Origin of the sequence: Salmonella sp. NW177, from assembly GCF_051811585.1 — a bacterium.
GTDB classification, from domain to species: domain Bacteria; phylum Pseudomonadota; class Gammaproteobacteria; order Enterobacterales; family Enterobacteriaceae; genus Salmonella; species Salmonella enterica.
This window is the reverse complement of record NZ_JAMMZV010000001.1, coordinates 304,365-327,280: the sequence shown is the minus strand read 5'-3', so window position 1 is coordinate 327,280 and position 22,916 is coordinate 304,365. Positions and strand designations below refer to the sequence as shown.

The following is a 22,916-nucleotide window of genomic DNA, read 5'->3' as shown; positions in this document are numbered from 1 at the left end:
GGCAAGAATTAAATAACGGATAACGGCGCAAAGACAGGTGACCTGGCTTCATCGGATAGATGAGGACAACGTCGCTCTTTTCAGGCGCTGCCTGCAAGAGAAATAACACCTTTGGGGAAAGGAAAATGCCACTATAGATGATGGATGTCAGCGTCTATAGATGATAATCATCCGGGCATAAAAAAAGCTCCTGTACGGAGCTAATATGAATTATTTTCTAAAATCTGGCGGAACCTGTCCTGAGCGAATGTATAATCCAACATTATCAAAAGTGATCATGGTTGACTTACAAAAAATACATTTCGCGCCAAATGGGTTTTGCTCAGTAACATCGAATGTCGATGTTCTGTATTGTGAACCATGGCAACATGGACACCGGAAGTGAATTTTATTAGTAATATCAGATACCTTAAAGCGCCACAACGTTGACCGCTGATGGACCTTTTGGTCCCTGCTCTACTGAAAACTCCACTTCCTGATTTTCATTCAGAGTGCGGAATTCATTACTTTGAATGGCGGAAAAATGCACAAACACATCTTTGCTGCCATCTTTAGGCGTAATGAAACCAAAGCCCTTTTCAGGGTTAAACCATTTTACTAAACCAGTGATTTTCGTCGTCATAATATTGTTACCTTTTGAATGAGCCCGTGGGCAAAATGGCCTGAAGAAAATTATCAGAGAGAAAAAAACCTAAAGGAGATCTCAAGAGGAACAAATGATGAGAAATATTACAATCACTACTTCAGATAAGTTTGTATCAAACCGCACAACCATTAACGCATGGTTAACTGAACATAGCAAGCTTTAGTTTTGTTAAAAAAATATTAATTGTTTTTTAGCATTATCACGCTGATTGCCATACTCTTTTTATCCATGTCCGTCGCTACGGCTGAAACCTGGCGTAAATAAGTGACGTCTCACAACGCCTACCTGGCAATAAACGCACCACATTTCCTGATGTCGTAAACCAGGATACATGCGCCTCATCGTGAGAGGTTCCTGTGATCTTGTGCGACCAAAACCGGTTAGAGAACGGGGACGAGTTGGGGAACTATCTCAGGCATTGATCGCACAAGTTACTTAACACGCAGTAGATCAGAGTATCTTGTGGTGTACCGAGGCGAAAGCATTTCTCGCTTCATAGCCCACTGTTGCGACATCCCCTGCCCGGCGAAGTACAGCGTCCCCTTCCCGTCTTTTGCGTTAAGATGGTCCAGTACTTCCATCAACTTCGCACTACCGGCGCGCGGCGCATTATCGTCGAAAAGGTTGAGTTGCGCTACGCCCTGACTGAAGAAGTCACCCAGCATCACCCCCGCTTTCTGGTAGCGATGGCCGTCGCGCCAGATTTTATCCAGGCATTTCACAGCCGCATTGATAATGTCGCGTGAATCCTGCGTGGGGGTGAGAAGCGTCACTGCGGCGCTGTTACCGTAGTAGGGCTCGTTCAGGGCAAAGGGGGATGTTTTGACGAATGTTGAGATGAAACGGCAGTACTGGTGCTCGCCGCGGAGTTTTTCTGCCGCGCGCGCAGCGTAGCTGTAAACAGCCTGGCGCATTTCCTCATAGTCTGTGACCCGCTCGCCGAAAGAGCGGCTACAAACGATTTCCTGCTTTGCCGGCGCAAACTCTTCAAGCTCCAGACATGGCTCTCCGCAAAGCTCTCTCACGGTACGCTCCAGCACGACATTGAAGTGTTTCCTGATGATCCAGGTACTTTGTTCAGAGAGATCGAGAGCAGTCTTGATGCCCAGGGCATTGAGCTTCTTACTGATGCGCCTGCCGACACCCCAGACATCCTCTACGGGTATCAGGGCCAGCAGCCGACGCTGGCGATCGATGTTCGACAGGTCAACCACCCCGTCGGTCTGGCGCTGCCACTTTTTCGCAGCATGGTTAGCCAGCTTGGCAAGGGTTTTCGTCTGGGCAATGCCTACACCGACAGTCAGGTGCGTGCGCTTCAGGACCGTCGCTCTTATCTCGCGCCCGAAATCTGTCAGATCCCGGCAGTTTCGTACCCCCGTCAGATCACAAAAAGCCTCATCAATGCTGTAAATTTCTACCCGCGGCACCATCTCCTCGAGTGTGGTCATTACCCGGTTCGACATATCAGCGTAAAGCTCGTAATTACTGCTGAAGCAAACAACACCGGATCGCCGGAAGCGTTCTTTCTGTTTGAAGTATGGCTCACCTGGTGCGATACCGAGCTGTTTCGCCTCGGCGCTACACGCGATAACGCAGCCATCATTGTTTGATAACACCACCACTGGTCGGCCACATAAATCAGGACGAAAGACCGTTTCGCAGGAGGCGTAAAAGCTATTAACATCGCAGAGCGCGAACATAATCAACTGACCGCTTTAATGATAAAGGTCACCACCCCGAATATGTCGAGCGTGTCTTCACTGCCGACAGGTATAGGTCGATAGGCGCCGTTCATGGGGATTAACTGCACTGTCGGGCGCAACTGCAACCGTTTTACGGTGAACTCTCCTTCAATTGCCGCAATTACAATGTCACCGTGGTCAGCGTTCCGTGAGCTATCCACCACCAGCAGATCACCGTCGCTGATGCCTGCTTCAATCATTGAATCACCCGTGGCTTTGACAAAATATGTTGAGCTGGGATGAGAAACGAGCAACTCATTAAGATCGATACGCTGCTCAATGTAGTCCGCCGCGGGGCTAGGGAATCCACACGGCACTAAGTAACTGAAAAATGGGAGAGGAATAATTTCGCGCAACTCTGTAGGTCTGAAAAATTCCATAATCCATACCTCGAATACTGTTTTTATATACAGTAGTATTATTTGAACATGCGCGCAAGATACCGGAGTCGCTGCGGCTGTTTAAATCTTCGTCGCTTCGTTTGTAAGTTTCTCTCTCAGTTCAAATTATGGGTTTTGTAAATTTTCCGGTTGTATTGTCATGTGCGCATATTTAAGCCAGCCTGGAGGCCAGATTTTCTGTACAGCGTCGACAGTCCCGCAGCGTAAGTTATCGCCACGCGCCAGCGCGTTTCCCTGACAGCAATTAATCTTCTGCCCGGCGCCCATGTCTACAGGGGAACATTTCGGGCAACAGGCCGGGTGCGATGATTACCGAGGACGACGGCGTTAAGTCGCCGCGAGTGACATCACTGTGAATCCCGATGGGGTACAGCGAGCTTCATGGATTTACTAAAAATATAACAGACACAAAAAATAGTTTTATTTTTCATTATGATTAATATCAGTTTGCATATTGGAAATAAGGATAACTGACCAGAACACCATGATAAACACTGACAACAAATTAAAAGCGTAGTATTTTTGATTTGCGGCAACAAAATTAATAAGAGTCATGGTAGCTAAAAAAACTCTTTTTCTTTTCCTGTACAAATAAGATAAAAATCGCTTCATCCACCACCGCAAGAATATGTATATTATCTGTTATTACTATTTCGATAACACAATATCAAATTAAATATATCTCTATTACCTATCCATTAGTGTAATTTTCTTAAACTGAAAATTTATCATTTACAGCCCAAACTCTTACGCATTTTTTCTTTTAATGGCTCGGCTACTTCTGGACGTAATTTTGAGTATAAATTTTGCACATTTTCACAGCCAGCAGGTTGGCCTGATGATAAAGGTTCTATTTTCGTCAGGATATTCCACAAAATATAAATTGCAAATGCGATTAGCATTATACTTAAAAAATAAATACGGATACCCCGAGCATTAAACAACGCAGGGACATTTGATGTTTCTTGTTTAACGGATGGCACATAATTTACGACCGGAGCAGCAACCTCAGGAATAACAAGTTGTTTTCCATACGGAACGAAGTATGCAGAAATATGCTCTGGGCTATAACGCTGTTCAACACGTTTCCACTCATCTGACGGAATGAGTAAGAACGATAATGTATCACTAAAAGTGCTGTTCTGATATACCCGCAAACTATATCCACTATTAGCCAATATATGCTCAATGCGCACCAGTTCTGTATCAAAACCATCACTTCCCATTGGGTAGTGATGAAACACATACTGCGTATCAACCAAATTTATCGTTGCTGTTTCAATCTCACTGTCATAATCGAATTTGACCGTGACAGGCTTCCCTCCCTGATTATCTGAAAGTGCCTCAAGCAGGCTAAAAGTCCCCTCTTTCCAGTCAATATTAATTCCGTAGATACTCATAAACAGCGCCTGGTAGTCCTCTAATGCAGACTCAGACAGACACGGTTCTTTATGTTTCTCCAAAAAAAACTTACGCCTTAAAGAGGCTTGTTCATCATCATTGGCAGCAAAAAAATCAAAAAACTCATCCTGTTCTGGTAATTGCATCGTGGTTCCATCCAGTATTTTATTAATCAAAAATCGATCCCAGCAGCTAATTTCCCCTACTGTCTATGATAGAATAGAATATGTGATCTCAAAGCGTCAAGATGACAAGACCAAACGAACACGCATCCATTCAATAAATGAATAAACCCCGTTAATACAAATAGTTTTAAAAATGATTTATCTGGACAACTGAAATTATCTTTATACTGATAGCAGTACAGCCATTTCTGTAAGTTTAAATGACAGATAAAAAACACGGACAAATCGTTTTACGTTATTTCCAATATTTTTCAATGTCTGCCCTCTGTTTTTTTACGTAATCTCTATGTTGTCGCGACGGGAACAATAATAGCGAATTCGCGTATGACGTTTTAGGGGCATTCATAAAAGAGTTTTTTGAAAAACATGAAGGGAGATGAACGGAAAAAGGTTCGTTAAGGCTGGATGCGATCACGTTCGCTTACGGCGAACGTAACCCTTTTTACCTGGCTGCATTTTTCTTCTTCTTTTCGTCCTCAACATGCTTATCAACAGGTGAGTCTTTTAAGCGATTGTTTTGCATGATGTCATCTTCAAGCGATTTTAGATAGCTTGCATCAGTCAGCAAGGCTATTGCCAGCGTTTTCGCATAAAATTGCGCGTGGCTTCGTGTCGTAGGATTTACCGCGTAGGTTCTGGCAAGCTCATGTCCAGGGGAGGCGGTATCACCACTGAAAAAGATTTCGCCTCTTTTCCTCCATCCTCCAGCAATCCATTTCCTTTAAGATACCCTTACAAGATCCGTGTGAAGCAACGGCAGTTAAACTGTTTTGTCACCAGAGATGTGAGATGGGCGTTGCAAAAGAGTGTGAGCTTGTGAGCTAAAGAAGATAAAAGTGGATGCCCGACGCGCAGCAAAATGGTAAAAAACAGCATCAGTAGTAAGAAAAATCGAGCGAGTGAAAGAAATTTTAATGCAGGGATTTATGTATGACGAAATCAAAAACGCTTTGTCAGTGATTGATTTTGTTGAATGATTGGCGGAGAGAGGGGGATTTGAACCCCCGGTAGAGTTGCCCCTACTCCGGTTTTCGAGACCGGTCCGTTCAGCCGCTCCGGCATCTCTCCGTATATTGCAATGATGCCAGGTAATTTGGCATTTTAACAGACCCTATTCGGGTAATTTTGTTCAAGTGACGAGTTTACGAGCAAAACGATGATTAAGTGGCCCTGGAAAGCACAAGAAATAACCCAGAACGAAGACTGGCCGTGGGATGATGCGCTGGCTATACCTCTTCTGGTAAACCTCACCGCGCAAGAACAGGCTCGGCTTATTGCGCTAGCCGAACGTTTTTTGCAGCAGAAAAGACTGGTAGCGCTACAGGGATTTGAGCTCGACTCGTTAAAAAGTGCACGTATTGCGTTAATTTTTTGCTTACCGATCCTGGAGCTCGGTATTGAGTGGCTTGATGGTTTTCATGAAGTGCTCATTTATCCCGCGCCCTTTGTGGTAGATGATGAATGGGAAGATGACATAGGTCTGGTGCACAGCCAGCGTGTCGTACAGTCGGGGCAAAGCTGGCAACAAGGGCCCATCATTCTGAACTGGCTGGATATCCAGGACTCGTTCGATGCTTCGGGTTTCAACCTCATTATTCATGAAGTCGCGCACAAACTGGATATGCGTAATGGCGATCGCGCCAGCGGCATCCCTTTCATCCCGTTGCGCGATGTGGCTGGCTGGGAACACGATCTCCACGCGGCAATGAATAATATTCAGGATGAAATCGATCTTGTTGGCGAAAGCGCTGCCAGTATAGATGCCTATGCCGCCACCGACCCTGCAGAATGTTTTGCCGTGTTGTCAGAGTATTTTTTCAGCGCGCCAGAACTGTTTGCTCCACGTTTCCCGGCGCTATGGCAGCGTTTTTGCCAGTTCTATCGCCAGGATCCTTCTCAGCGCTTACGGGTAAGCGCTGCCGAAGGCGACTACGGCGAGGAATCCGAACATTAATTCCTCACTTTGTGGGTTAATTAACCAATTGAATTGGCGCGTTAATTTTACTGTTGACACGTTATAGCCGGCCCAGTATTATGCGCCTCGTTGAAACAATTCCTCTGTAGTTCAGTCGGTAGAACGGCGGACTGTTAATCCGTATGTCACTGGTTCGAGTCCAGTCAGAGGAGCCAATTTCTTGTTTTTATGCTTCCTTATACGTCAAAATACGTTTTAGATTCAGTAAGTTAGCATAAAAAACCTTCCCGATGCGTATCTGGTTTTCTCTCCGCATCCGAGAAATTTGGTGGTCAGATCTGGGGTCAGTTTGGTTCGATTGTGGAGTGACCCCCAAATGTCTTTAAACGATTCTAGAATCCGTAACTTAAAACCCTCGGCTAAACCTTTCAAAGTGTCAGATTCGCATGGTCTCTATCTGCTGGTTAATCCTGGCGGTTCACGCATCTGGTATCTCAAATATCGCTTCAACGGTAAAGAATCGCGCATCGGTTTAGGCGCTTATCCGCTGGTTTCTCTTGCCGATGCTCGTCAGCAGCGTGACGTATTTCGTAAGCAACTGGCGCAGAATATCAATCCGGTGCAACAGCGCATGGAAGAGAAAGCCGCCAGTTCGCCGGAGAAATGTTTTAAGGCCGTGGCGCTCGGCTGGCATAAGACCAATAAGAAATGGTCTGAACATCATGCCAGTCGCATTCTTGCCAGTATGAGTAATCACATCTTCCCGGTGATTGGGAATATGCGGGTCACTGACCTCAAAACGCCGCACTTCACCGCTTTACTGAAAGGGATTGAAGAAAAGGGGCTGCTGGAAGTTGCGTCCCGTACCCGGCAGCACCTGAACAACATCATGCGCTACGCCGTGCAGCAGGGGCTGACGGAAAGTAACCCGGCGCAATATCTGGAAGGTGTGACTGCGGCACCTGTCAGGGAGCACTACCCCGCGTTACCGCCGGAACGTCTGCCGGAACTGCTGGCGCGCATCGACGGCTACACAAAAGGCCGGGAGATCACGCGACTGGCGGTTGAACTGACCCTTCACCTGTTTATTCGCTCCAGTGAACTGCGTTTTGCGCGCTGGGGTGAGATTGATTTCAAAAACAAAATCTGGACGCTTCCCGCCACCCGCGAGGAAATAGACAAAGTACGCTATTCCGGGCGTGGCGCAAAAATGCGCACGCCGCATATTGTGCCGCTTTCGCGTCAGACCATCGACATCTTGAAACGGATCAGGGAGATTTCCGGGCATCTGGAACTGGTATTCCCCGGTGATCACAACCCGTATAAGCCGATGTGTGAAAATACCATCAACAAAGCGCTGCGTTTAATGGGATACGATACGCAGGCGGATGTTTGCGGTCACGGCTTTCGGGCAATGGCTTGTAGCGCGTTAGTCGAGTCTGAACTCTGGTCGCGGGATGCGGTTGAGCGGCAAATGAGCCATCAGGAGCGCAACAGTGTGCGGGCGGCGTATATTCACCGCGCCGAGCATCTCGACGCCCGTAAAGCCATGATGCAGTGGTGGTCGGATTATCTGGATACGTGCCGGGAGGGTTTTATCCCGCCCTATATTTATGCGCGGCAAAATAAAGCGGCCTGAGCCAGCAACAGTATAATTTGTTGGTAATGAAAAAGCAGATCCTGATTGATTCGGATCTGCTTTTTGTATTGAAAGGTTTTATTTTCATTTTTTCTGCTATTAATCGAAAAGCGTACAAAATTATTTGAGGACAAATAATTTTGTATGAAAACCTATCAATACCGACACTATCAATAGGCAACCACCTGTTTTTATTACAGCTGTAATAATTTTCGGCATTTGCCTTTTAATCGAGCCTGATTGTAAGAGAAAACTTTATCTTCGGTATTACCGGAAGTCTTTTCGTCTGCGCCAGAAATTTATCTGCCAGTAAACTGCACCAGAACATATGTTACCTGGCCATATCCATTACCGGGAAATAATATAACAGCACTGCGCCAGGTATCCAGCAAAGAAGTACTGAACTGCACCCGTTCAGCCCTTTAAGCCTTTTCGGCCCTTTCCGGGCTGGCGCAATTACCCTTAATTATCTTTTTCCCTGCGGCCCTTTTCCCTTTCGTGGCACAGTCGTTTTATTATCGTTACTGCGTAACGCAAATGCCCGGAGGCAAATAAAATGGCAACGACCAATGCAGAACGTCAGGCAAGATACCGCCGCACCACGCGGGAGCGCCGGAAAACTACACGTCACGACTGAACACGGAGATCCTGTGTGGGGCAAAGCTGGCCCTGAAACGGCTGTCGCTGCATCATGATCTTTCACAACACAGCATACTGGAGCAGATTATTATTTAGGCAGATGAAATCCTGCGCCAGTCCATGAGCGATAAGAAATGCGACCGCTATCTGGAACTGACTCTGGAGCCGTTACGCAGTAACGATGGTCAGGATGTACGCCATGAAGCTGTTGTCTGCGCTAGCCTGTGAGGGAAGCAAATGAAAAATTACAAAATATTAACATCGTGATAGTTTATATCTCCTGATACTGCATTCATTGATAGAAGATCGTACGAAAAATTTTGCCCTCAAAATTTTTTGTACGAAAACCGATTGATCACCGAATATATACAAGGTACAGACTATCAGCCGTCAGTCCTCCCCACGCAACCCATACACCTGCGCCACATAGCGCCCGCGTCCATCGCCATGTCCTAAATCCATCGCCACCATGGCCAGCGCCTCTTTTTTGCAGAATCCCTGCGCCAGATAGTGACGGATCGCATCCTGCGCCCAGGCGTAACGCAGCGAGTGCGGGGTATTTTTGCCCGTTAAACCGAGTTGCCCCGCCTGACCGCGCCAGTAGTCCATCGCGCTTTTCAGATCGGCCTTATCGATCAGCCTGCCGTTACGCTGTTCCGCAATATTAATAGCGTTCTCCAGCGCTTTTTTGACAGCTATAGTATCCAGGATCACGGTTTCGCGGGGCCGCCCGCCTTTGGTGCCAAATACCACCGCCAGCCGGGTTTCGCCACGCGCCAGCGCCTGCCGCCACGTTTTAAACGACTGCGGGCAGCGCACCGCCTCCTGCGAGCGCAGGCCCATCAGCCGCGTCAGCTCCAGTGCTGCCGCCAGCCCCGGATCTTTCAGCCGGGCATTTTCCTGCACCGTCTGGTATTTACCATCGGCGATAGCGCGACGTGCGCCGCTGCGTGATGCGCCGCCGATCCCCACCGCCCGGTTGCTGATCCGGTCGCCATCCGCCAGTTTTTCGCGTCCGGCCTGCCGCAGAACAATCCTTATCATCGACATTTCATTTTGCAGGGTGCGTTTATCAATCCCCTGCGCCAGACGGTGACGGATGTAATCCTCTATGTGTCGCGCTTTCAGGTGCCTGACATAACGGATCTGCACGTTCAGTTCCGTCACCAGCCGTTCGCAAAAACGTTCCGCCAGCGCCATGCGATCGCTGACCGTTTTATGTGCGCCGCCCGCCTGCTTCGCCAGGTGCCGCATTTCCCGCTCCAGCATACTCATTTTTCCCCCTTTCATGATTGCTACAACTCATTCACCCAAAAAACAAATACAGCGTTCCCCGGCGCGTAGGCCAATAGCTCCTGATTTTTGTCGGGGCTGCGAACGATATCTGAGCGCCGGGGCGACGGCTGTTGAGGTGTGGCGGGGCGTCGGTTGTGCTCTCAGAGCAGCCGCCCGCTTTCGCGGGTTATCCCCCGGATCGTCCAGATCCCCCTCTGATATCGGTTCATGTTCTCCTTGTGGTGAATAAATGGTCTGAAAGGGCGCGTCAGAATGTGGGATTCGTCTGTAACAGACTGATTTCTGGTGCATAAAGGGTGTGGTGCAGCGTGCGTCACTTTCCCGCGACTTCGCGGTAAAAGTGACGCACGGGTCTGGTGCAGGGGTTAAACGTTGCGTTTCTGGTGCAGTTTTACGGTCACGCGGCAGCAAAGCATGACGGCAATGCAGGCCGCAGCCCGTAAGGAAAAAGGCGCTGAGGGTGTCAGCAGAACAGGTTAGCCGGGAGAATTCCGGCGCGGTGCAGATTCAGGCAAGCAGGCTGGCGCAGTAAAAGGACATATTGTGTTAAAACTCAGGCCTCCGTCGCGATGTTCTGCAACCCAGTGTTTGCAGAGGTCTGCACCGGTAAACGGATCAACCGTCCTGATAACAGGCGCTTCTTTCAGGTTGTGAAGCGTGGCGCTGTCAACGACAGCATAGGGCAAGGAGGAGACTACGCCAGTGCCGCTGGCGCGGAAAGGAGAAACTGTTTTTACCTGCAAAAGGATTTTTTAATCACTTGTCGTTATAAAAAATGAGGGCGCTGTACGTGACAGCGCCCTCGTTCAGGTTACATAAAAAGCATCAGCTCAAAATGGCCTCCAGTCGGGCCAGCACTTCATTCACAACAGCGTCGGGTATACGTTCCAGCCGCTTACCGTTCCGGGCGCCCATATCAATAGTTCTGGGCTGGTCGCAGCGAATAACGCCCGTTGTTTTTGTTCCCGCGCCGTCCAGGGAGACGGTAAAACCGGCTGCGCGGGCAAAGTTTCCGCCGCTGGTGACGGGAACAATAACGGGTAGTCGGGTCAGCTTGTTAAACGATGCTTGCGATACGATGAGTACCGGACGTTTTCCACTTTGCTCATGGCCGGCAATCGGATCCAGTGAAACGAGCCAGATTTCCCCTCTGTCCATTTACAGGATCTCCTTGCCCACCGCAGGCGCATCAATCCATTCCCGATCCTCTTCGCTCATTTCAGCGTGCGGATCGCACTGCGCCAGCAGTTCCTCAAGCGAATAACGTGGCCGTTTCTGGGGTTCAATAATCAGGCAGCCATTATCAATGGTCATGCCCACTTCGCTGTCCGTCGACAGCCCCAGCGTTTTCAGCACGGCGGGAGGAACAGCCAGCATGACGGATCCGCCAACCTTTTTCAGACGAGTGGTATACATAGAGCACCTCCGGATATTATATTTTAATATAACATCTACGGCAGGCGATGCACAATTATTCATCAGATTCATTGTGATTTCCTTAGCGTAATAAAGCGTGAAGAAAGCCTTAATCTATCAGAGGACAGATCCGGCATTTTTCAAAGGCGACATTGCCGGTAAAAAGGCAACCGTCCTGATACATCAGGCGCTTCTTTCAGGTCATGAAGCATTTCGTGCAGGCGGGAGCTTAGTTCGTGGTAAGAAGGTCGATAATAGAAAACTGTTTTTGCGGTTCAAAGGATTATGACAAATCAGATAAACAAAATGCGGCGCAGCTTCCGTATCCGGGCTGCGCCGGAGGAACATCAGAGATAGCGTGAAGGCCAGATTTGCTCAGGCGCGATGCCTAACGCTTCCGCTATCAACCTTTCGCCTTTGGGCCAGCGGCGGTTAAGGGCGTTGGTCAGCGTAGAGGACGCCAGCCCGGCGTTACGGGAAACCGCCGCCAGCGACGTTCCTTGCTTTTTCAGCGCCGCAATAATGTCGGCGGGATGCCAGTCCTGTTGCATCATGCCGTCACCTCGTCAATAAATTTCACTCCATCAGATGTGCGTAGCCAGCGAGGGGCTTTCATTTCCGCGGCGAAATAGCTGATCAGTTCATACAGCAGGCCGCTAAGGTGTTTCTCCATTTCAGAGTAAAAGCCTTGCCCTGCCAGCGTCTGCGTCAGGGCGAGACAGTAGCGGCAAAGCTCTGTGCATTCAGGCTCGAAACGGGGGGAATTTGCAGGAAGGGTGTCAACGGTCAGGCTTTCAATAAGATGGGGAGGAACGGGGTCTAACAACGTGGGCTGCAACAGTGTAAGACAGGCATTGAGTCTGCCGCAGAGCGCCATTTTCAGTGTGGGATCGTTGCTTTCAATCAGGGTTTCGGCGAAGTTTTCGCAGTGGTTGGCTAGTACGGTAAAATCCGTGGCAGCGCTGAAGGGAACTGTAAGCAGCTTGTCGGGCGATTGACTTAAAGGAAGTGAAAAATTAGGCATATTAACCTCGTTAGTTTCTTTGAGAAAAGCACCACCAATAGGGTGCCGGGAGGCTCAAAACGGTCTAACGAAACCGCGGACTAATTTCCCCGAAGGGTGTTGTATTCGTCGCCCTCCCGACCTTGATCGGGCAGCACACACCCTCCGTCCTTACGAACGGAGGGTACAAAAAAGCCAACACTGACGGGGTTGGTTTTGGCCGCGTTAGATGAGGTTTTGAGTCCTCGTCCGGTAGGATATCAACGATTAGGGGCTAACGGCAAGGGAGTTTAATGGGAAATGGGTCATTATTCATACAATCGAAATCTCATTGACTCGTCATTTATATAATTTCTGACTTACGGAATGGAGAAGATCCGTTGAATACTACAGAACAACAGATTGTAAAGCTGGGGCCACCAGTAGGAAAAGCAGATGCTTATTTACCACTGGAGCTTATGGAACAGAAAACGTTTGAGCTATTTTGTTGTGAGCTCATCAAGAAACGGCTGAAAATCGAAGACGGCGAGATAGTTGATACCATGACGATTGGCATTTCCGGCCAATCACAATTTGGGGCGGATATTTTTACGCATCGCCAGCACGGCAATCAGGACGTTTATTCGTTATACGAAGTGAAACGTTGTAAAAAATTCACAAACAGCCACTATATTTCCACTGTTCGACGCTTTAATGAACATCGGGAAAAATGGCAGGTAAATATCAATGAGTTTTACATTTTTCTCAGTGAGAAAGCGTCAGCAAAATTAATAGCGGAATATAAAAAACAAGAGTCTATATTTAAAGAACTGAATATAGTACATCGTGTGCTTGATACGGAATTGATCCACGACTGGCTGAAAAATCTGTATTGTCCAGATCTGTTGTATCGCTTTTGTCACGAGAGCTGGGTGTCTCTTTTTTATGGCGAGCGAGCACTGTTAAATATCAAAAACTATGGCGTTTGGGACTATAACGAATCTTCTGCCTGGCAAAATTACACACATCCATATGAACACATTAATGGTGATACCTATACACTTCAGAACGATCATGTTTTTATTCAGGCGTTTTTACCTAACCTGAAAGGGAACCCTCTCTCCTGTTTTATTGATTTTCGTAATGGCCGCTATAGCCATGTTTTGCTGACGATGAGTCAAAATGACCTGCTAAATTCGGCCTTCGAAGGAGCCGGTAGCCCACCGGAGGCGGGAGTCAGACCATGGGTTTTAAAAGAACCTCATGGCGAAAATTATTATTGCGATATCGGTAACTGCCGCCTTGCACTTACCCTAAATGAAACCCGCTCTCTCTGTGATGCTTTTGATAAGTTCTGGAGGGGTTATAAACAGCGCATGGAAGAGATTGACCGGATTTGTCGCACTGTTGATTTCTCGAACAGTACACCACTGGGCGATAATATTCATCTCATAACCATTCCTTACTGGCTATGGGGTCGCATCAGCATCTTTTGTCAACAGCATGACTATCTGGATACCGAAGGCGAGTGGTCGATATTTAATCCTGCCCGTGAGCGTATTATGGTCTTTACCCGTCATAAAGACGAAGTAATGAACGAAGGGCATCACGTCACACTATTAGCCAGCCGCGACCCTAATTATAATCGCCTTACTAATCATCGCGTGGCGCTAATCTGGCAACCTCCCAGTCGCTACGAGATCGATAATATGGAAGAGGACGCCATCGGGCCTCGTAATTACTGGGATGCGTTGACGACATATCGCTGGCTGATGGAGAAATTAATCCCTGCGGCAGATAGCTGGTACTGTGCTAATCACTTTCCAGAACGCAGGGGCTGGCAACGACTACCATTTCGCGCACCCCGCCATATCTCCTGTACATCCGATGATATTTATTCCAACTACCAACCGGAAAGTAATATCTCTGTTGAACAGGTTGACAGCAAACAGAGTCTGCTGGCGTTGCTGACTGAACTACAAGATTTTTTTAATATCTACACTCGCCGGGTGTACTTTAGGGCAAGTGAATTTGAGCAACTTTGCGATGCCTTTCTCTTTTTATTGAACAAGACTACCGTCAATTACTGGGGCTATATCCGCAGTAGCGTCGGTGCTTCGCAGGATGAGCGAGAGTCTGTGGTAACAGCATTGCAAAAGTATCGGAGGGAAAGTACGGTTTATGAAAGCAATTCGTCACTGTATGACTATCTGTTTCGCGGCATGATGGCGCTATTTCGCGACGGTGACTGCCATATTAACGAAGTGGAAGCGATTAAGGTTGCGGCATTGTTGCGCCCTTTTGTGGATAAGGTGTCGGAGGGGCGTTTTTTGCGGCGCTGCCAAAAGAAATTATGAATTCCCTCTAACAAATAGCACGTTTAATTATATTAAACAATGCTATTGGGCAGCTGAAACATATGTCTTCCACTGCCCATTAACATCCTAATTGTTTTATTCTCCGCGCTTCTACGAAATGGTTTCGCAGTGAACAGAATTAAGCTCTTTAAGCGGTCCGCCGTATGCCGTATGCAATACCTTTTCCAGTTTGGGATGCATAATTAAATCAGCGCCGATAATTACGTGGGCATCTATGTCACCAGTACCTTTTCCCTTAACTCGCCATGTTCGTAAAACAACTACCGGTTGGCCATTCTCATCGTACCAGCATAGCGGCCCCGCGTAATGAGATGATTTCAATTGTGCATCATATTTCAGAGCCGCAGGAGGAAGCAGAACAAAGACATCATCCAACCAGTCTTTGACTTTATCCAGCTTAACTAATTGTGGCTTTGCTCGAGCCTGCATTGCCTCCATCCAATCAATGTCTTCCCACCAAACTAAGGCATCATCACTGCCTAAAGGCGATACTTTCGGAGGAACCATCCCATCAGGATTTGTCCTAACAATCGCAGCACATTGCACCGTTTTCCTGTCCATGGGGCCATAATCTTTACCATCTGCCCGAAAATAGTATTGTTCAAACAGCCCTAATCTTATCCATCCCCCCCATGTTGGGTCTTCATTAGAGACCCGCGTAAATTCTGCCAGTTTATATTGTTTACTTTCATATAACGGCCAGTCTGGTCTGGGGATCCGACTGGCGTCCATAGCCAGATGAAGAGGCATAAAAGGCAGAATTTGTCCCAGGATGCTACGTTCTATGTCTGCTTCCCACAATCCCTTGCGCCAGAGTTGTGCCGGAAATTCGGTCAAAACATTATCAAAAATGGCAAGAAATAATTCAGAATGCCATAGTAAAGTTCGAGCCGAAGGTTTTACATAATTTCCTCGGTCATATTTTAGTTCATATCGTTCCTTCATAAAATGCTTGAAAACGTTTTCAGCGTCACCAGTAATATATGATTCCATTCTGGTAGCCACAAGCATAGGCAACTCAGGCCATACTTCTTGGAAAATATTCAATAAACAGCTTTCATCAGCAAAGGTAACTACTTCCATGGATTTATTTGAAGGTGTGTTTGTTGCCAATGACATCGCTGATTTCGCGTTAAATGTTGTTTCTTTGATACGCGATAAAAGAAGCTTGGCCAACAGTGACAAACTTAATGAAGGACTTTGAGCATAATCCCTTAATGGCTCTTTAAGCCTTTGAACCAAAGCAGTCACATCTGCCAGAGTTTCGTTAAGAATCTGTAGTATGGATTGTAGTGAGGAAACACTACTGGTATGCATCAGATAATATTTTAGAGGGTTATAAAAGAGTTCCGTTCTCTCTTTTACCAGTCGAGCAATACCTGACAGAGCTGCTATTCGCCTGGAGATAACCGCATTGCCTGTATTCGTGAGTAAAAGCACGCAAAGTGATTCATCCAAAGACCATTCAGGGGTAGCCTGAAGTTCAAGGTTTTCAAACACATGAATTTGACCGGGGAGCGGTAATCGGCTTTCAATAATGGTGAAGGCCTCTTCCCAGGCATTCACTGCCAGTTCATGATCGCCCCAGTCAGCTATCCTTTCAATCAGGTGACGGGATAACCCATAATAGCCGTCCATATTTAGCCGTCGGAGCGTCTCCTGTGCCAGCGTTTGCAGTGCCAGCTTTTTATCCATCTCCAGAGCCCGACAGAGAGGTGCGGATTGTGTGTCATCACCAAAATTGAGCCACCCCCGTCCTCCTCTTGCAGAAGTGAAAGCAAGCGTATAGGCGACAACAGCCAATTTTTCATGTCCAGAATTCTCCAGACACTCCGCCAAACATAATACCGGCGTAATACTCTCCAGAGACCAATAAGAACGTTCGTGAACAAAAAAATAGAGTAGACGCAGAGCCTGCTCTTCTTCTCCTCTTTGTACCATTTCCGTCATTATATAACTTAATGGTAGTGAAACAGACTCTTGATATTCAGCACGAGAAAGAGTTGATTTTGAAAGCTTTCGCAATATTGTTAGCAGTTCGACAAATTTGGGTGTTGGCGGAAATACTGGAATGCGTAAAGCCATAGAGGTAATCGTAGATGTATCTCCAATATATTCTCTTCGATGAGTTTCTCTATTTTTATTCGTTTCATCAAGTTTGTAAGCTGGCATATGCAGACTATGTTCTTCGGCAAATTCCCGCAAAGGTTCAACCGCGCTTAATTGGTAGTTAGAAGAATCATTAAATACTTCTGCACAAAGTACCGTGAATCGTTCCTGAGCATAAGCCGGATATTCTGTAAGTAAGCGTTGGACAGAGGACAGTCTCTCTTTTACTACTGCTTCTCCGGCATTCTCATAGTCAATATCAACCAATAATGTTGACCATAATGCATTCAATAAAATTGAATCCCCCCGGTCAGCCAGTTGACGTAATGTCTCCTTCTGTGCCTCTATACTTGTCCAAGAAAAAATACCTCGTTCATACATTAGAGTACGGTTAAGTAATTCGATTGCCTGAACTTCGTCAACTTGCAACAGTGAACTAAACCATGCATTGGGGGCATGTTTTGTCGTTCTATGATCGGTATGACAAAGTACTGCACTTAGTAGTGGGCGGAGACGAATCAATGCATATATCGCTGATTCTCTTGAATGAAGTTTTAATGCAGGAACGCATTCGATGATATCAAACAATGTAATATCTTTTCGAAAACCATAGCCTAATAAAAATACAATGGCCTGTTGCCAGTGCCGGATTGCCTCCGAGGGGGACGTTTTCGCATAAAGTTGAGCCAACTTCATTCGTTCTAACGCATGTATACTGTAATAAGTACCATTTGCTTCCATAGATTCAAGCTCATCTTCTAGCCTTTTAATGATTAAATCTGCAATCTCGGGCTTTATTGTGTGTGCGAGAAAAAATGAATACAATACATCTCCTGAAAGCGGACTATTTTCATCTCGATCCAGATATGTTGTCGTATCATTACGAACCATAGAAATAATACTTAGAGCTTTTTCCCACTCCTCACGAGTTTTGAGGAGCTTAAGTGCACGAACGAGGCTCGCTTTGATAATAGGATGTATCGAATAGAGATCGCAGGCTCTGGGGCTACCAGCGAATGGTCTTGTGTCCTTAGTTAATTCTTCAAAAGCGGCTAGAATATCGTATGCTTCATCTTTCACCGCAGCCGCTTCAGCCAATGCAACAGCAAGAACAAACCTCAGCCAGCAGCGATACCAGCCGTCTCCCTCCAGACTAAGTCGTTGAAGCTGGAAAAACCTCTCACAGTCCACATCGCGAGCTTTCAGACGTACTGATGCCACCCACTGGTGTACAAACTCGGCTTCTGGTGAATAACGCTCATTTGCTGGAGTTGTTTCAACTTTAAGCTCGTTACGTACTATATCAAGCGCTCGTTCACCTGAAGCTCCAGCGTCAACACACCACATAGCTTCTATTGGCGTAACAGCCTGGCATAAGGCCATTTCGGCATAATGCCGACTGCCATCTACTGCTTTTATATTCCGGTAGAAATCTGAAAGACCTAGAAATAAGAGACAGACAGTTCTGTCTGGTAATCTGTAGCGTCCAGTATAAGTAGGATCCCCTCTATGGCAAATTCTTTCGACTAAGGCTGGGGACGTAAACTGAGCTAGTTGTTGAGCTAAATTACGCAAGAACCAAGGCGAAAAAAGCAATCCTGAACGACAGAGATTCCAATAAATATGTCGAATAACTTGTCTATACCGCCCTAACCGTAATGCACCGTAAATGGTTGCGAGAGCTTCCTCTTCATTATCACAACGAACGTCACCATGAGACTTAGTATCCGAATAATCGAGTCTATCTTCTATTTCTGTTGTAATAGATAAGTATTCTTGCCAAGGTGCGGCAACCCCTTTGGAATCAACTAACTGACAGGCCAGTAAACCTTCTTTTTGAGTTAGTGTTGGACGACCATCAAACAACAGCCTCTCGGCCAATGCATCAGCCCCATAAATAGAATAGTAAGTCCGCCAATACTCTTGCCAATCATTGTTCCCTTCCTCAAAGCAAGAATTAAGTGCTCTGGATAATTCAGCATAGCGGACCAATGCAGGCCAGTTAAGAGTACGAGCAGCCACATCCGTCGCAAGCATGATATTTTTCTGAATAGCTTCGGAAGGATGACCATGAGCGACACTTTCGCGTACAAATGATGCTGAAACGTATGTCAGAATTTCGTTATCTCTTCCAGCCCGCCTCATAATTGGTAGCAAAAAGCGATAACTTTTAGCATCAACAAAAAATCCTCGCATTTCCAGCCATACCGCTACGGGATATAAAATATCAGCGACTTGTCTTCCCTGACGTATCAATTCATCAATCATGAAACGTCGAAAACTTTCATGAAATATCCTCATGCCGCCCTGAGTAGTTGCCTGGGTTAGGACGGGACGTAGGATCTGTAGTGCAGTGGAAACATATCCTCTAAGTAATGGGCCGACAATTTCACATAATTCACTTTCAGTTACTGAGAAATCCATCACCCCCATAAGATCAGCAATCGCCTGAGCTTGTTTGCCTGCCGACGAATATAGGTGCCCGTAGTAATGTTTAATATCGCCATTTAGGTCGGGCACCCCTATGAGCCATTCAAATGGTTCAGTAATTGCACCAGATAAAAGACCATCCATCAGACCAAAACAAAGGTAACGAGTATATAGAGGATTACCTTCCGAGCGCTGGAACAGTATTTGCAGAACGTCATTTTCTTTTTCTTGTAGGTTAATCTCTGCTAGTGAAGTACCTAACCCAAGTTTTATAGTTAGTTCCCTCACTTCTTCGAATGACCAAGGTTCAACAACGTATTCGTTCAAATTAGAGTTGTATACTTCCCGTAATGGCTCAAGATGATTTCCTGGTTGCGAGCCGATAATTAGCGTTACTCGTTCTGGTAGCTCAAGCGTTGCCAATTGTTCAACAATATCTGTTTCATTATCACTGAGGCCTAATGATGCATCACGAACACGCGCAATATGATCCAGCCCATCAACAATGATCACAGTATGTATTTCACAGGCAGAGATTTCACCTAAGGTCTGTTCGAGCTCATGAATACCTGAAGAAAAAGTCTGTTGTAAAGGGATTGCATGTTTTTGACAGGATTCATGCAATTCAGCCAACAAATTAGCGAAGAAAACGTTTGTTGTAATTCTTCGTTCAACCAGTTCATCCCCTGGCTCCAAAAAACAATAATGGCGAGCTACAATAAAACCCTGTTGTACCAGTTCTTCTGACAACTGCGTCAAAGACCATGATTTACCGGCTCCTGGACCAGCAAGAACAAGATGAACCCCTTGTTGTTGTGCTGCCTCAAAGAGTTGTTTCTGTAATGACTTCCGCTCGAATAAAACAGCTCTGTCTAGAGGGAATGCTTGAGCAATACGACCAAAGTCAGTACGGAGTGATAAACGTTGCGCTATAAGGGATGGCGATAATGATTCTCCCCTTGTCCTTGCAACATTAGCAATATGAACTGCCAGTGCTGCCACATCTTCCACGCGGCGTTCATCATTTGGATAGCGACCAATACCAACATGCTCCACAAGCATTTTTAATAGTAAATTCTCGAGAGGCCCGGGATGTTCAAGATCAAGGGAAGCAGGAGGAAATGCAATTTCAATAATAAACCGCTCGCAAAAATCAATTACATCATCGCGACTAGGTACAGCTTCCCCTCCAGGGATACTCACCAATGGTTTAAATACTGGGGAAGAACTCTTCGGCCAGACCCTATCAGGATCTAAATAGTATAGCTCCGTGGAGTATCCATCGAAAGTACCAGCAGCGCTATTAGCTGGTATAAGTAATTCAACAACAGGGTCGTCAGAATCAGGATACTGCCATGTTGCACAGAGCCGATATTCTTCAGTAGCAGTATCCTCTTCTGAGGAGAGAAAAGTATTGACTAATCGATCAAACCGTAAAGATGAATTCTTTTTATCAAAATCATCGAAAGTTAATGGCCTGGTTATATTTTCACTTGATTTTAGTTGCCTACGTAATTTATGCCCATTTACAATGACCTCAATATCATCAAAACGGTCGTCTTCAACGGTTTTGCGATCAACAGTTATCTTCTCGTCTCGGCGAACAAGGCAACAGATGAATAGATATGCCGTGACTAAATCTTGGTAGACGTAACCCCTGTGGGCAGCACTTAGGGGACTGTTACTAAATCGCTTCTCTGATCTTCGGTCACTCATAATACCAACACCCCCCAACAAAATGATTACATATACTAAGTCATTAAACTTTTATGTTCTTAATATTCAAATACATTACTCAGATACTTGCAAGACAAAATCAAGAGAATCAAATAGATACCTCACATAACGAATTAAATCAATAAATTCATTAAGTTACAGTGCTTTTCGGTATAAAATGGTAGGATTGGTCGCATCAAATTACGATACTTTCTCACAGCTATAAACAAAAAACGGGGATTAAAAATGGAGATGTTGGGAAATTTTCTTTTACAAACGATTACATCTACTGCTTTCAGTCTGGTATTTCTGACTGGTGTTGGTTGGCTTTTAAGAACCTGGATTAGAAACCGAATTCATTTAAGCATTAAAAATCAATATGATAATAAATTAGAAAGGCTTAAGGCTGAACTTAAAACCGAAAGCGATGCTCATCTAACAGATATGAAGGCAGAATTAGATCGACAATCAAATATATTAAAAATTGCTGCTGCGTCTTTCTCTGAGGTACAAAAAGCAACAATTTCAAGAAAAATTGATGCAGTCGATATTCTTTGGAAAGGGATAATCGACTTTCGCAAAATATTTCCTGGTGCAGCCTCTTTTACGGACGTTCTCACTGATGAAGAAATGAAAAATTTCTATACTGATCCACGATTACATAAATATTCACATGAATTGGAGCAATTTGATATGATATGTTTAATCAATGCCAGCTCTGAAGAAGTTAAGTTAGTAAGGCCACATATTGGTGAATTTGTGTGGGCGCTTTACTCTACTTACTGCACTATTCTGATGCGTTCCATTTATTTATTGAAGTCAGGAAAGGATGAGCCATCTAAAGTGGCATGGCATTGCGATGCTAATATTGAAAACTTAATTTTAGTTGCATTTGGTGAAGAGTGTTCTTCTGAGTTTAAAAAACTCCGTTGGGGGAGATATCAATGGCTTCATAACCAGTTTGATTCGTCATTATTTAAAGCGATTGATACTCTTCTAAGTGGTAAAAGTTTCAGTGATGCAGCTTTACATGAAGCACAATTGATGGAGCGTCAAATTAGTGCTAATGAGCTCAAGATTCCGTATCCTCTTTAATAGGTGCGCTGCTGATTATCACCATTTTAGATATACAATATAAATGGTGGTCATTCTGGTGGTCTTGACAAGACTGGATTTCTGATTTAGCTTAATCTTCAGCCAGTTAATGGCAAAGGCGATCCCAGTCAGAGGAGCCAAATTAAGGAAAGCAGACGTTTACTGACGTCTGCTTTCTGCATTTATATCAACTGATTAACCCCTTCTTCAGGTTCACTCTCGTTTACTAAAAACCACTCGAAGCCATACCCTTTTGCTGGTAAAGCTGGTTCGATTTGCGTTTTACCAGCACGCGGAGGGAACCGTCATGTCACTGACTGATACTAAAGTAAAAAATGCCAGACCAGCGGAAAAGGCCGTCAAGGTCGCTGACGGGTTTGGCCTCTATCGATTCAAAATACTGGCAGTCAGGCTATCGCTTCAATGGCAAACAGAAGGTGTTTTCTATTGAAGTTTACCCTGCGGTTTCTCTTGCTGATGCCAGACAACGCCGTGACGAGGTCAAAAGGCTGCTGGCTCAGGGGATTGACCCGAACGCAAAAAACAGGCTGATGAAAAAATCCTTCAGGAAAAGCGCGATAAAACCCGCTCGTCCCGTGTCGTCGCCAAAAGCTGATGCGCCATAATTCTGCCTATGATATTGACGGAAATCTTTTCGCCTTCACCAGAAATTTATCTGCCATTTCCGCTACCGGCGTCAGACTGCCTGTATCAACCATTTTCACAAAATATTTCACGTCTAAAGTTCATTCTACCCCCTGCCCTTAATCTCTACGGCGTTATGTCTCAGAATTATTTGCCAAGTGCCTGCCAATTTTTCACGCCTCATCAGGCGCTGGTACATAGCCATTGCGGTAAGGTCACAGCATTTGACTTGTGCAATTACAGATAAAGTTGCGCCATGCCGGGGCAAAGTAGAAATTAGA

At 45.9% G+C, this 22,916-nt stretch carries 15 protein-coding genes, 2 tRNA genes and 2 pseudogenes; 6 read left to right on the top strand and 13 right to left on the bottom strand.

Features of this window, described 5'->3' with window-relative positions:
- Positions 1-210 precede the first annotated feature (210 nt).
- From ymcF to NA986_RS01690, 7 genes and pseudogenes are all read right to left on the bottom strand, one after another.
- Entirely contained in the window at positions 211-399 is a 189-nt protein-coding gene (gene ymcF, locus NA986_RS01720) for a cold shock small protein YmcF (protein ID WP_024131109.1), read from the bottom strand.
- A gap of 10 nt (positions 400-409) precedes the next feature.
- On the bottom strand, positions 410-622 hold the full coding sequence (gene cspE, locus NA986_RS01715) for a transcription antiterminator/RNA stability regulator CspE (RefSeq protein ID WP_000208509.1): 213 nt from the start codon (positions 620-622) through the stop codon (positions 410-412).
- A gap of 455 nt (positions 623-1,077) precedes the next feature.
- A complete protein-coding gene (locus tag NA986_RS01710; RefSeq protein ID WP_023216957.1) occupies positions 1,078-2,346 on the bottom strand; it encodes a Y-family DNA polymerase in 1,269 nt (422 codons plus the stop codon).
- A 2-nt stretch (positions 2,347-2,348) separates the two neighbouring features.
- On the bottom strand, positions 2,349-2,768 hold the full coding sequence (locus NA986_RS01705) for a translesion error-prone DNA polymerase V autoproteolytic subunit (protein ID WP_000394197.1): 420 nt from the start codon (positions 2,766-2,768) through the stop codon (positions 2,349-2,351).
- A 749-nt stretch (positions 2,769-3,517) separates the two neighbouring features.
- Positions 3,518-4,336 carry a hypothetical protein gene (locus tag NA986_RS01700; RefSeq protein ID WP_001176775.1) on the bottom strand — a complete coding sequence of 273 codons (819 nt, stop codon included), beginning with the start codon at positions 4,334-4,336 and terminating at the stop codon, positions 3,518-3,520.
- A 616-nt stretch (positions 4,337-4,952) separates the two neighbouring features.
- Positions 4,953-5,063 (bottom strand): annotated as a pseudogene (locus NA986_RS01695) (DUF6387 family protein); the annotation flags it as partial.
- 290 nt (positions 5,064-5,353) lie between these two features.
- Positions 5,354-5,443, bottom strand: a tRNA-Ser gene (locus NA986_RS01690).
- A gap of 88 nt (positions 5,444-5,531) precedes the next feature.
- On the opposite strand from NA986_RS01690, the gene mtfA reads away from it, so the two are divergent.
- The 3 genes from mtfA (at position 5,532) to NA986_RS01675 (ending at position 7,929) form a co-directional block, all read left to right on the top strand.
- A complete protein-coding gene (mtfA, locus tag NA986_RS01685) occupies positions 5,532-6,329 on the top strand; it encodes a DgsA anti-repressor MtfA (RefSeq protein ID WP_000598920.1) in 798 nt (265 codons plus the stop codon).
- A gap of 100 nt (positions 6,330-6,429) precedes the next feature.
- Positions 6,430-6,505, top strand: a tRNA-Asn gene (locus tag NA986_RS01680).
- Between the two features lie 161 nt (positions 6,506-6,666).
- Positions 6,667-7,929 carry a tyrosine-type recombinase/integrase gene (locus tag NA986_RS01675; RefSeq protein ID WP_023216875.1) on the top strand — a complete coding sequence of 421 codons (1,263 nt, stop codon included), beginning with the start codon at positions 6,667-6,669 and terminating at the stop codon, positions 7,927-7,929.
- 1,029 nt (positions 7,930-8,958) lie between these two features.
- Here the strand turns inward: NA986_RS01675 and NA986_RS01670 are convergent.
- The 5 genes from NA986_RS01670 to NA986_RS01650 form a co-directional block, all read right to left on the bottom strand.
- Positions 8,959-9,843, bottom strand: coding sequence for an integrase domain-containing protein (locus tag NA986_RS01670; RefSeq protein WP_023216878.1), 885 nt, complete (start codon positions 9,841-9,843; stop codon positions 8,959-8,961).
- Between the two features lie 846 nt (positions 9,844-10,689).
- Positions 10,690-11,022 (bottom strand): type II toxin-antitoxin system PemK/MazF family toxin, encoded by a 333-nt coding sequence (locus NA986_RS01665; RefSeq protein WP_070793950.1) that lies wholly within the window; start codon positions 11,020-11,022, stop codon positions 10,690-10,692.
- Positions 11,023-11,280, bottom strand: a complete 258-nt coding sequence (locus NA986_RS01660; protein WP_023216880.1) for an AbrB/MazE/SpoVT family DNA-binding domain-containing protein — start codon at positions 11,278-11,280, stop codon at positions 11,023-11,025.
- Positions 11,281-11,627: 347 nt separating this feature from the next.
- Complete coding sequence (locus NA986_RS01655) at positions 11,628-11,834, bottom strand: helix-turn-helix domain-containing protein (protein WP_024147225.1); 207 nt, start codon at positions 11,832-11,834, stop codon at positions 11,628-11,630.
- Positions 11,831-12,304, bottom strand: coding sequence for a hypothetical protein (locus NA986_RS01650; protein ID WP_023216882.1), 474 nt, complete (start codon positions 12,302-12,304; stop codon positions 11,831-11,833). Before NA986_RS01650 ends, NA986_RS01655 begins: the two co-directional genes overlap by 4 nt.
- A 359-nt stretch (positions 12,305-12,663) precedes the next feature.
- On the opposite strand from NA986_RS01650, the gene NA986_RS01645 reads away from it, so the two are divergent.
- A complete protein-coding gene (locus tag NA986_RS01645) occupies positions 12,664-14,619 on the top strand; it encodes a hypothetical protein (RefSeq protein WP_070793949.1) in 1,956 nt (651 codons plus the stop codon).
- A gap of 111 nt (positions 14,620-14,730) precedes the next feature.
- Here NA986_RS01645 and NA986_RS01640 read toward each other — a convergent pair whose 3' ends face one another.
- Positions 14,731-20,895 carry an ATP-binding protein gene (locus NA986_RS01640; RefSeq protein WP_070793948.1) on the bottom strand — a complete coding sequence of 2,055 codons (6,165 nt, stop codon included), beginning with the start codon at positions 20,893-20,895 and terminating at the stop codon, positions 14,731-14,733.
- Positions 20,896-21,141: 246 nt separating this feature from the next.
- On the opposite strand from NA986_RS01640, the gene NA986_RS01635 reads away from it, so the two are divergent.
- Both NA986_RS01635 and NA986_RS01630 read left to right on the top strand, forming a co-directional pair.
- Entirely contained in the window at positions 21,142-21,990 is an 849-nt protein-coding gene (locus NA986_RS01635) for a hypothetical protein (protein ID WP_023216788.1), read from the top strand.
- 307 nt (positions 21,991-22,297) lie between these two features.
- Positions 22,298-22,603: pseudogene (locus NA986_RS01630) on the top strand (Arm DNA-binding domain-containing protein); the annotation flags it as partial.
- Positions 22,604-22,916: the final 313 nt, after the last annotated feature.

Excerpts from the sequence above, each read along its gene's own strand:
- NA986_RS01670 (WP_023216878.1), bottom strand. The coding sequence starts at position 9,843 with ATGAGTATGCTGGAGCGGGAAATGCGGCACCTGGCGAAGCAGGCGGGC.
- NA986_RS01710 (WP_023216957.1), bottom strand. The coding sequence starts at position 2,346 with ATGTTCGCGCTCTGCGATGTTAATAGCTTTTACGCCTCCTGCGAAACG.
- NA986_RS01635 (WP_023216788.1), top strand. The coding sequence starts at position 21,142 with ATGGAGATGTTGGGAAATTTTCTTTTACAAACGATTACATCTACTGCT.
- NA986_RS01700 (WP_001176775.1), bottom strand. The coding sequence starts at position 4,336 with ATGCAATTACCAGAACAGGATGAGTTTTTTGATTTTTTTGCTGCCAAT.
- NA986_RS01665 (WP_070793950.1), bottom strand. The coding sequence starts at position 11,022 with ATGGACAGAGGGGAAATCTGGCTCGTTTCACTGGATCCGATTGCCGGC.
- mtfA (WP_000598920.1), top strand. The coding sequence starts at position 5,532 with ATGATTAAGTGGCCCTGGAAAGCACAAGAAATAACCCAGAACGAAGAC.
- NA986_RS01640 (WP_070793948.1), bottom strand. The coding sequence starts at position 20,895 with ATGAGTGACCGAAGATCAGAGAAGCGATTTAGTAACAGTCCCCTAAGT.
- cspE (WP_000208509.1), bottom strand. The coding sequence starts at position 622 with ATGACGACGAAAATCACTGGTTTAGTAAAATGGTTTAACCCTGAAAAG.
- NA986_RS01660 (WP_023216880.1), bottom strand. The coding sequence starts at position 11,280 with ATGTATACCACTCGTCTGAAAAAGGTTGGCGGATCCGTCATGCTGGCT.
- NA986_RS01655 (WP_024147225.1), bottom strand. The coding sequence starts at position 11,834 with ATGATGCAACAGGACTGGCATCCCGCCGACATTATTGCGGCGCTGAAA.
- NA986_RS01675 (WP_023216875.1), top strand. The coding sequence starts at position 6,667 with ATGTCTTTAAACGATTCTAGAATCCGTAACTTAAAACCCTCGGCTAAA.
- NA986_RS01650 (WP_023216882.1), bottom strand. The coding sequence starts at position 12,304 with ATGCCTAATTTTTCACTTCCTTTAAGTCAATCGCCCGACAAGCTGCTT.
- NA986_RS01705 (WP_000394197.1), bottom strand. The coding sequence starts at position 2,768 with ATGGAATTTTTCAGACCTACAGAGTTGCGCGAAATTATTCCTCTCCCA.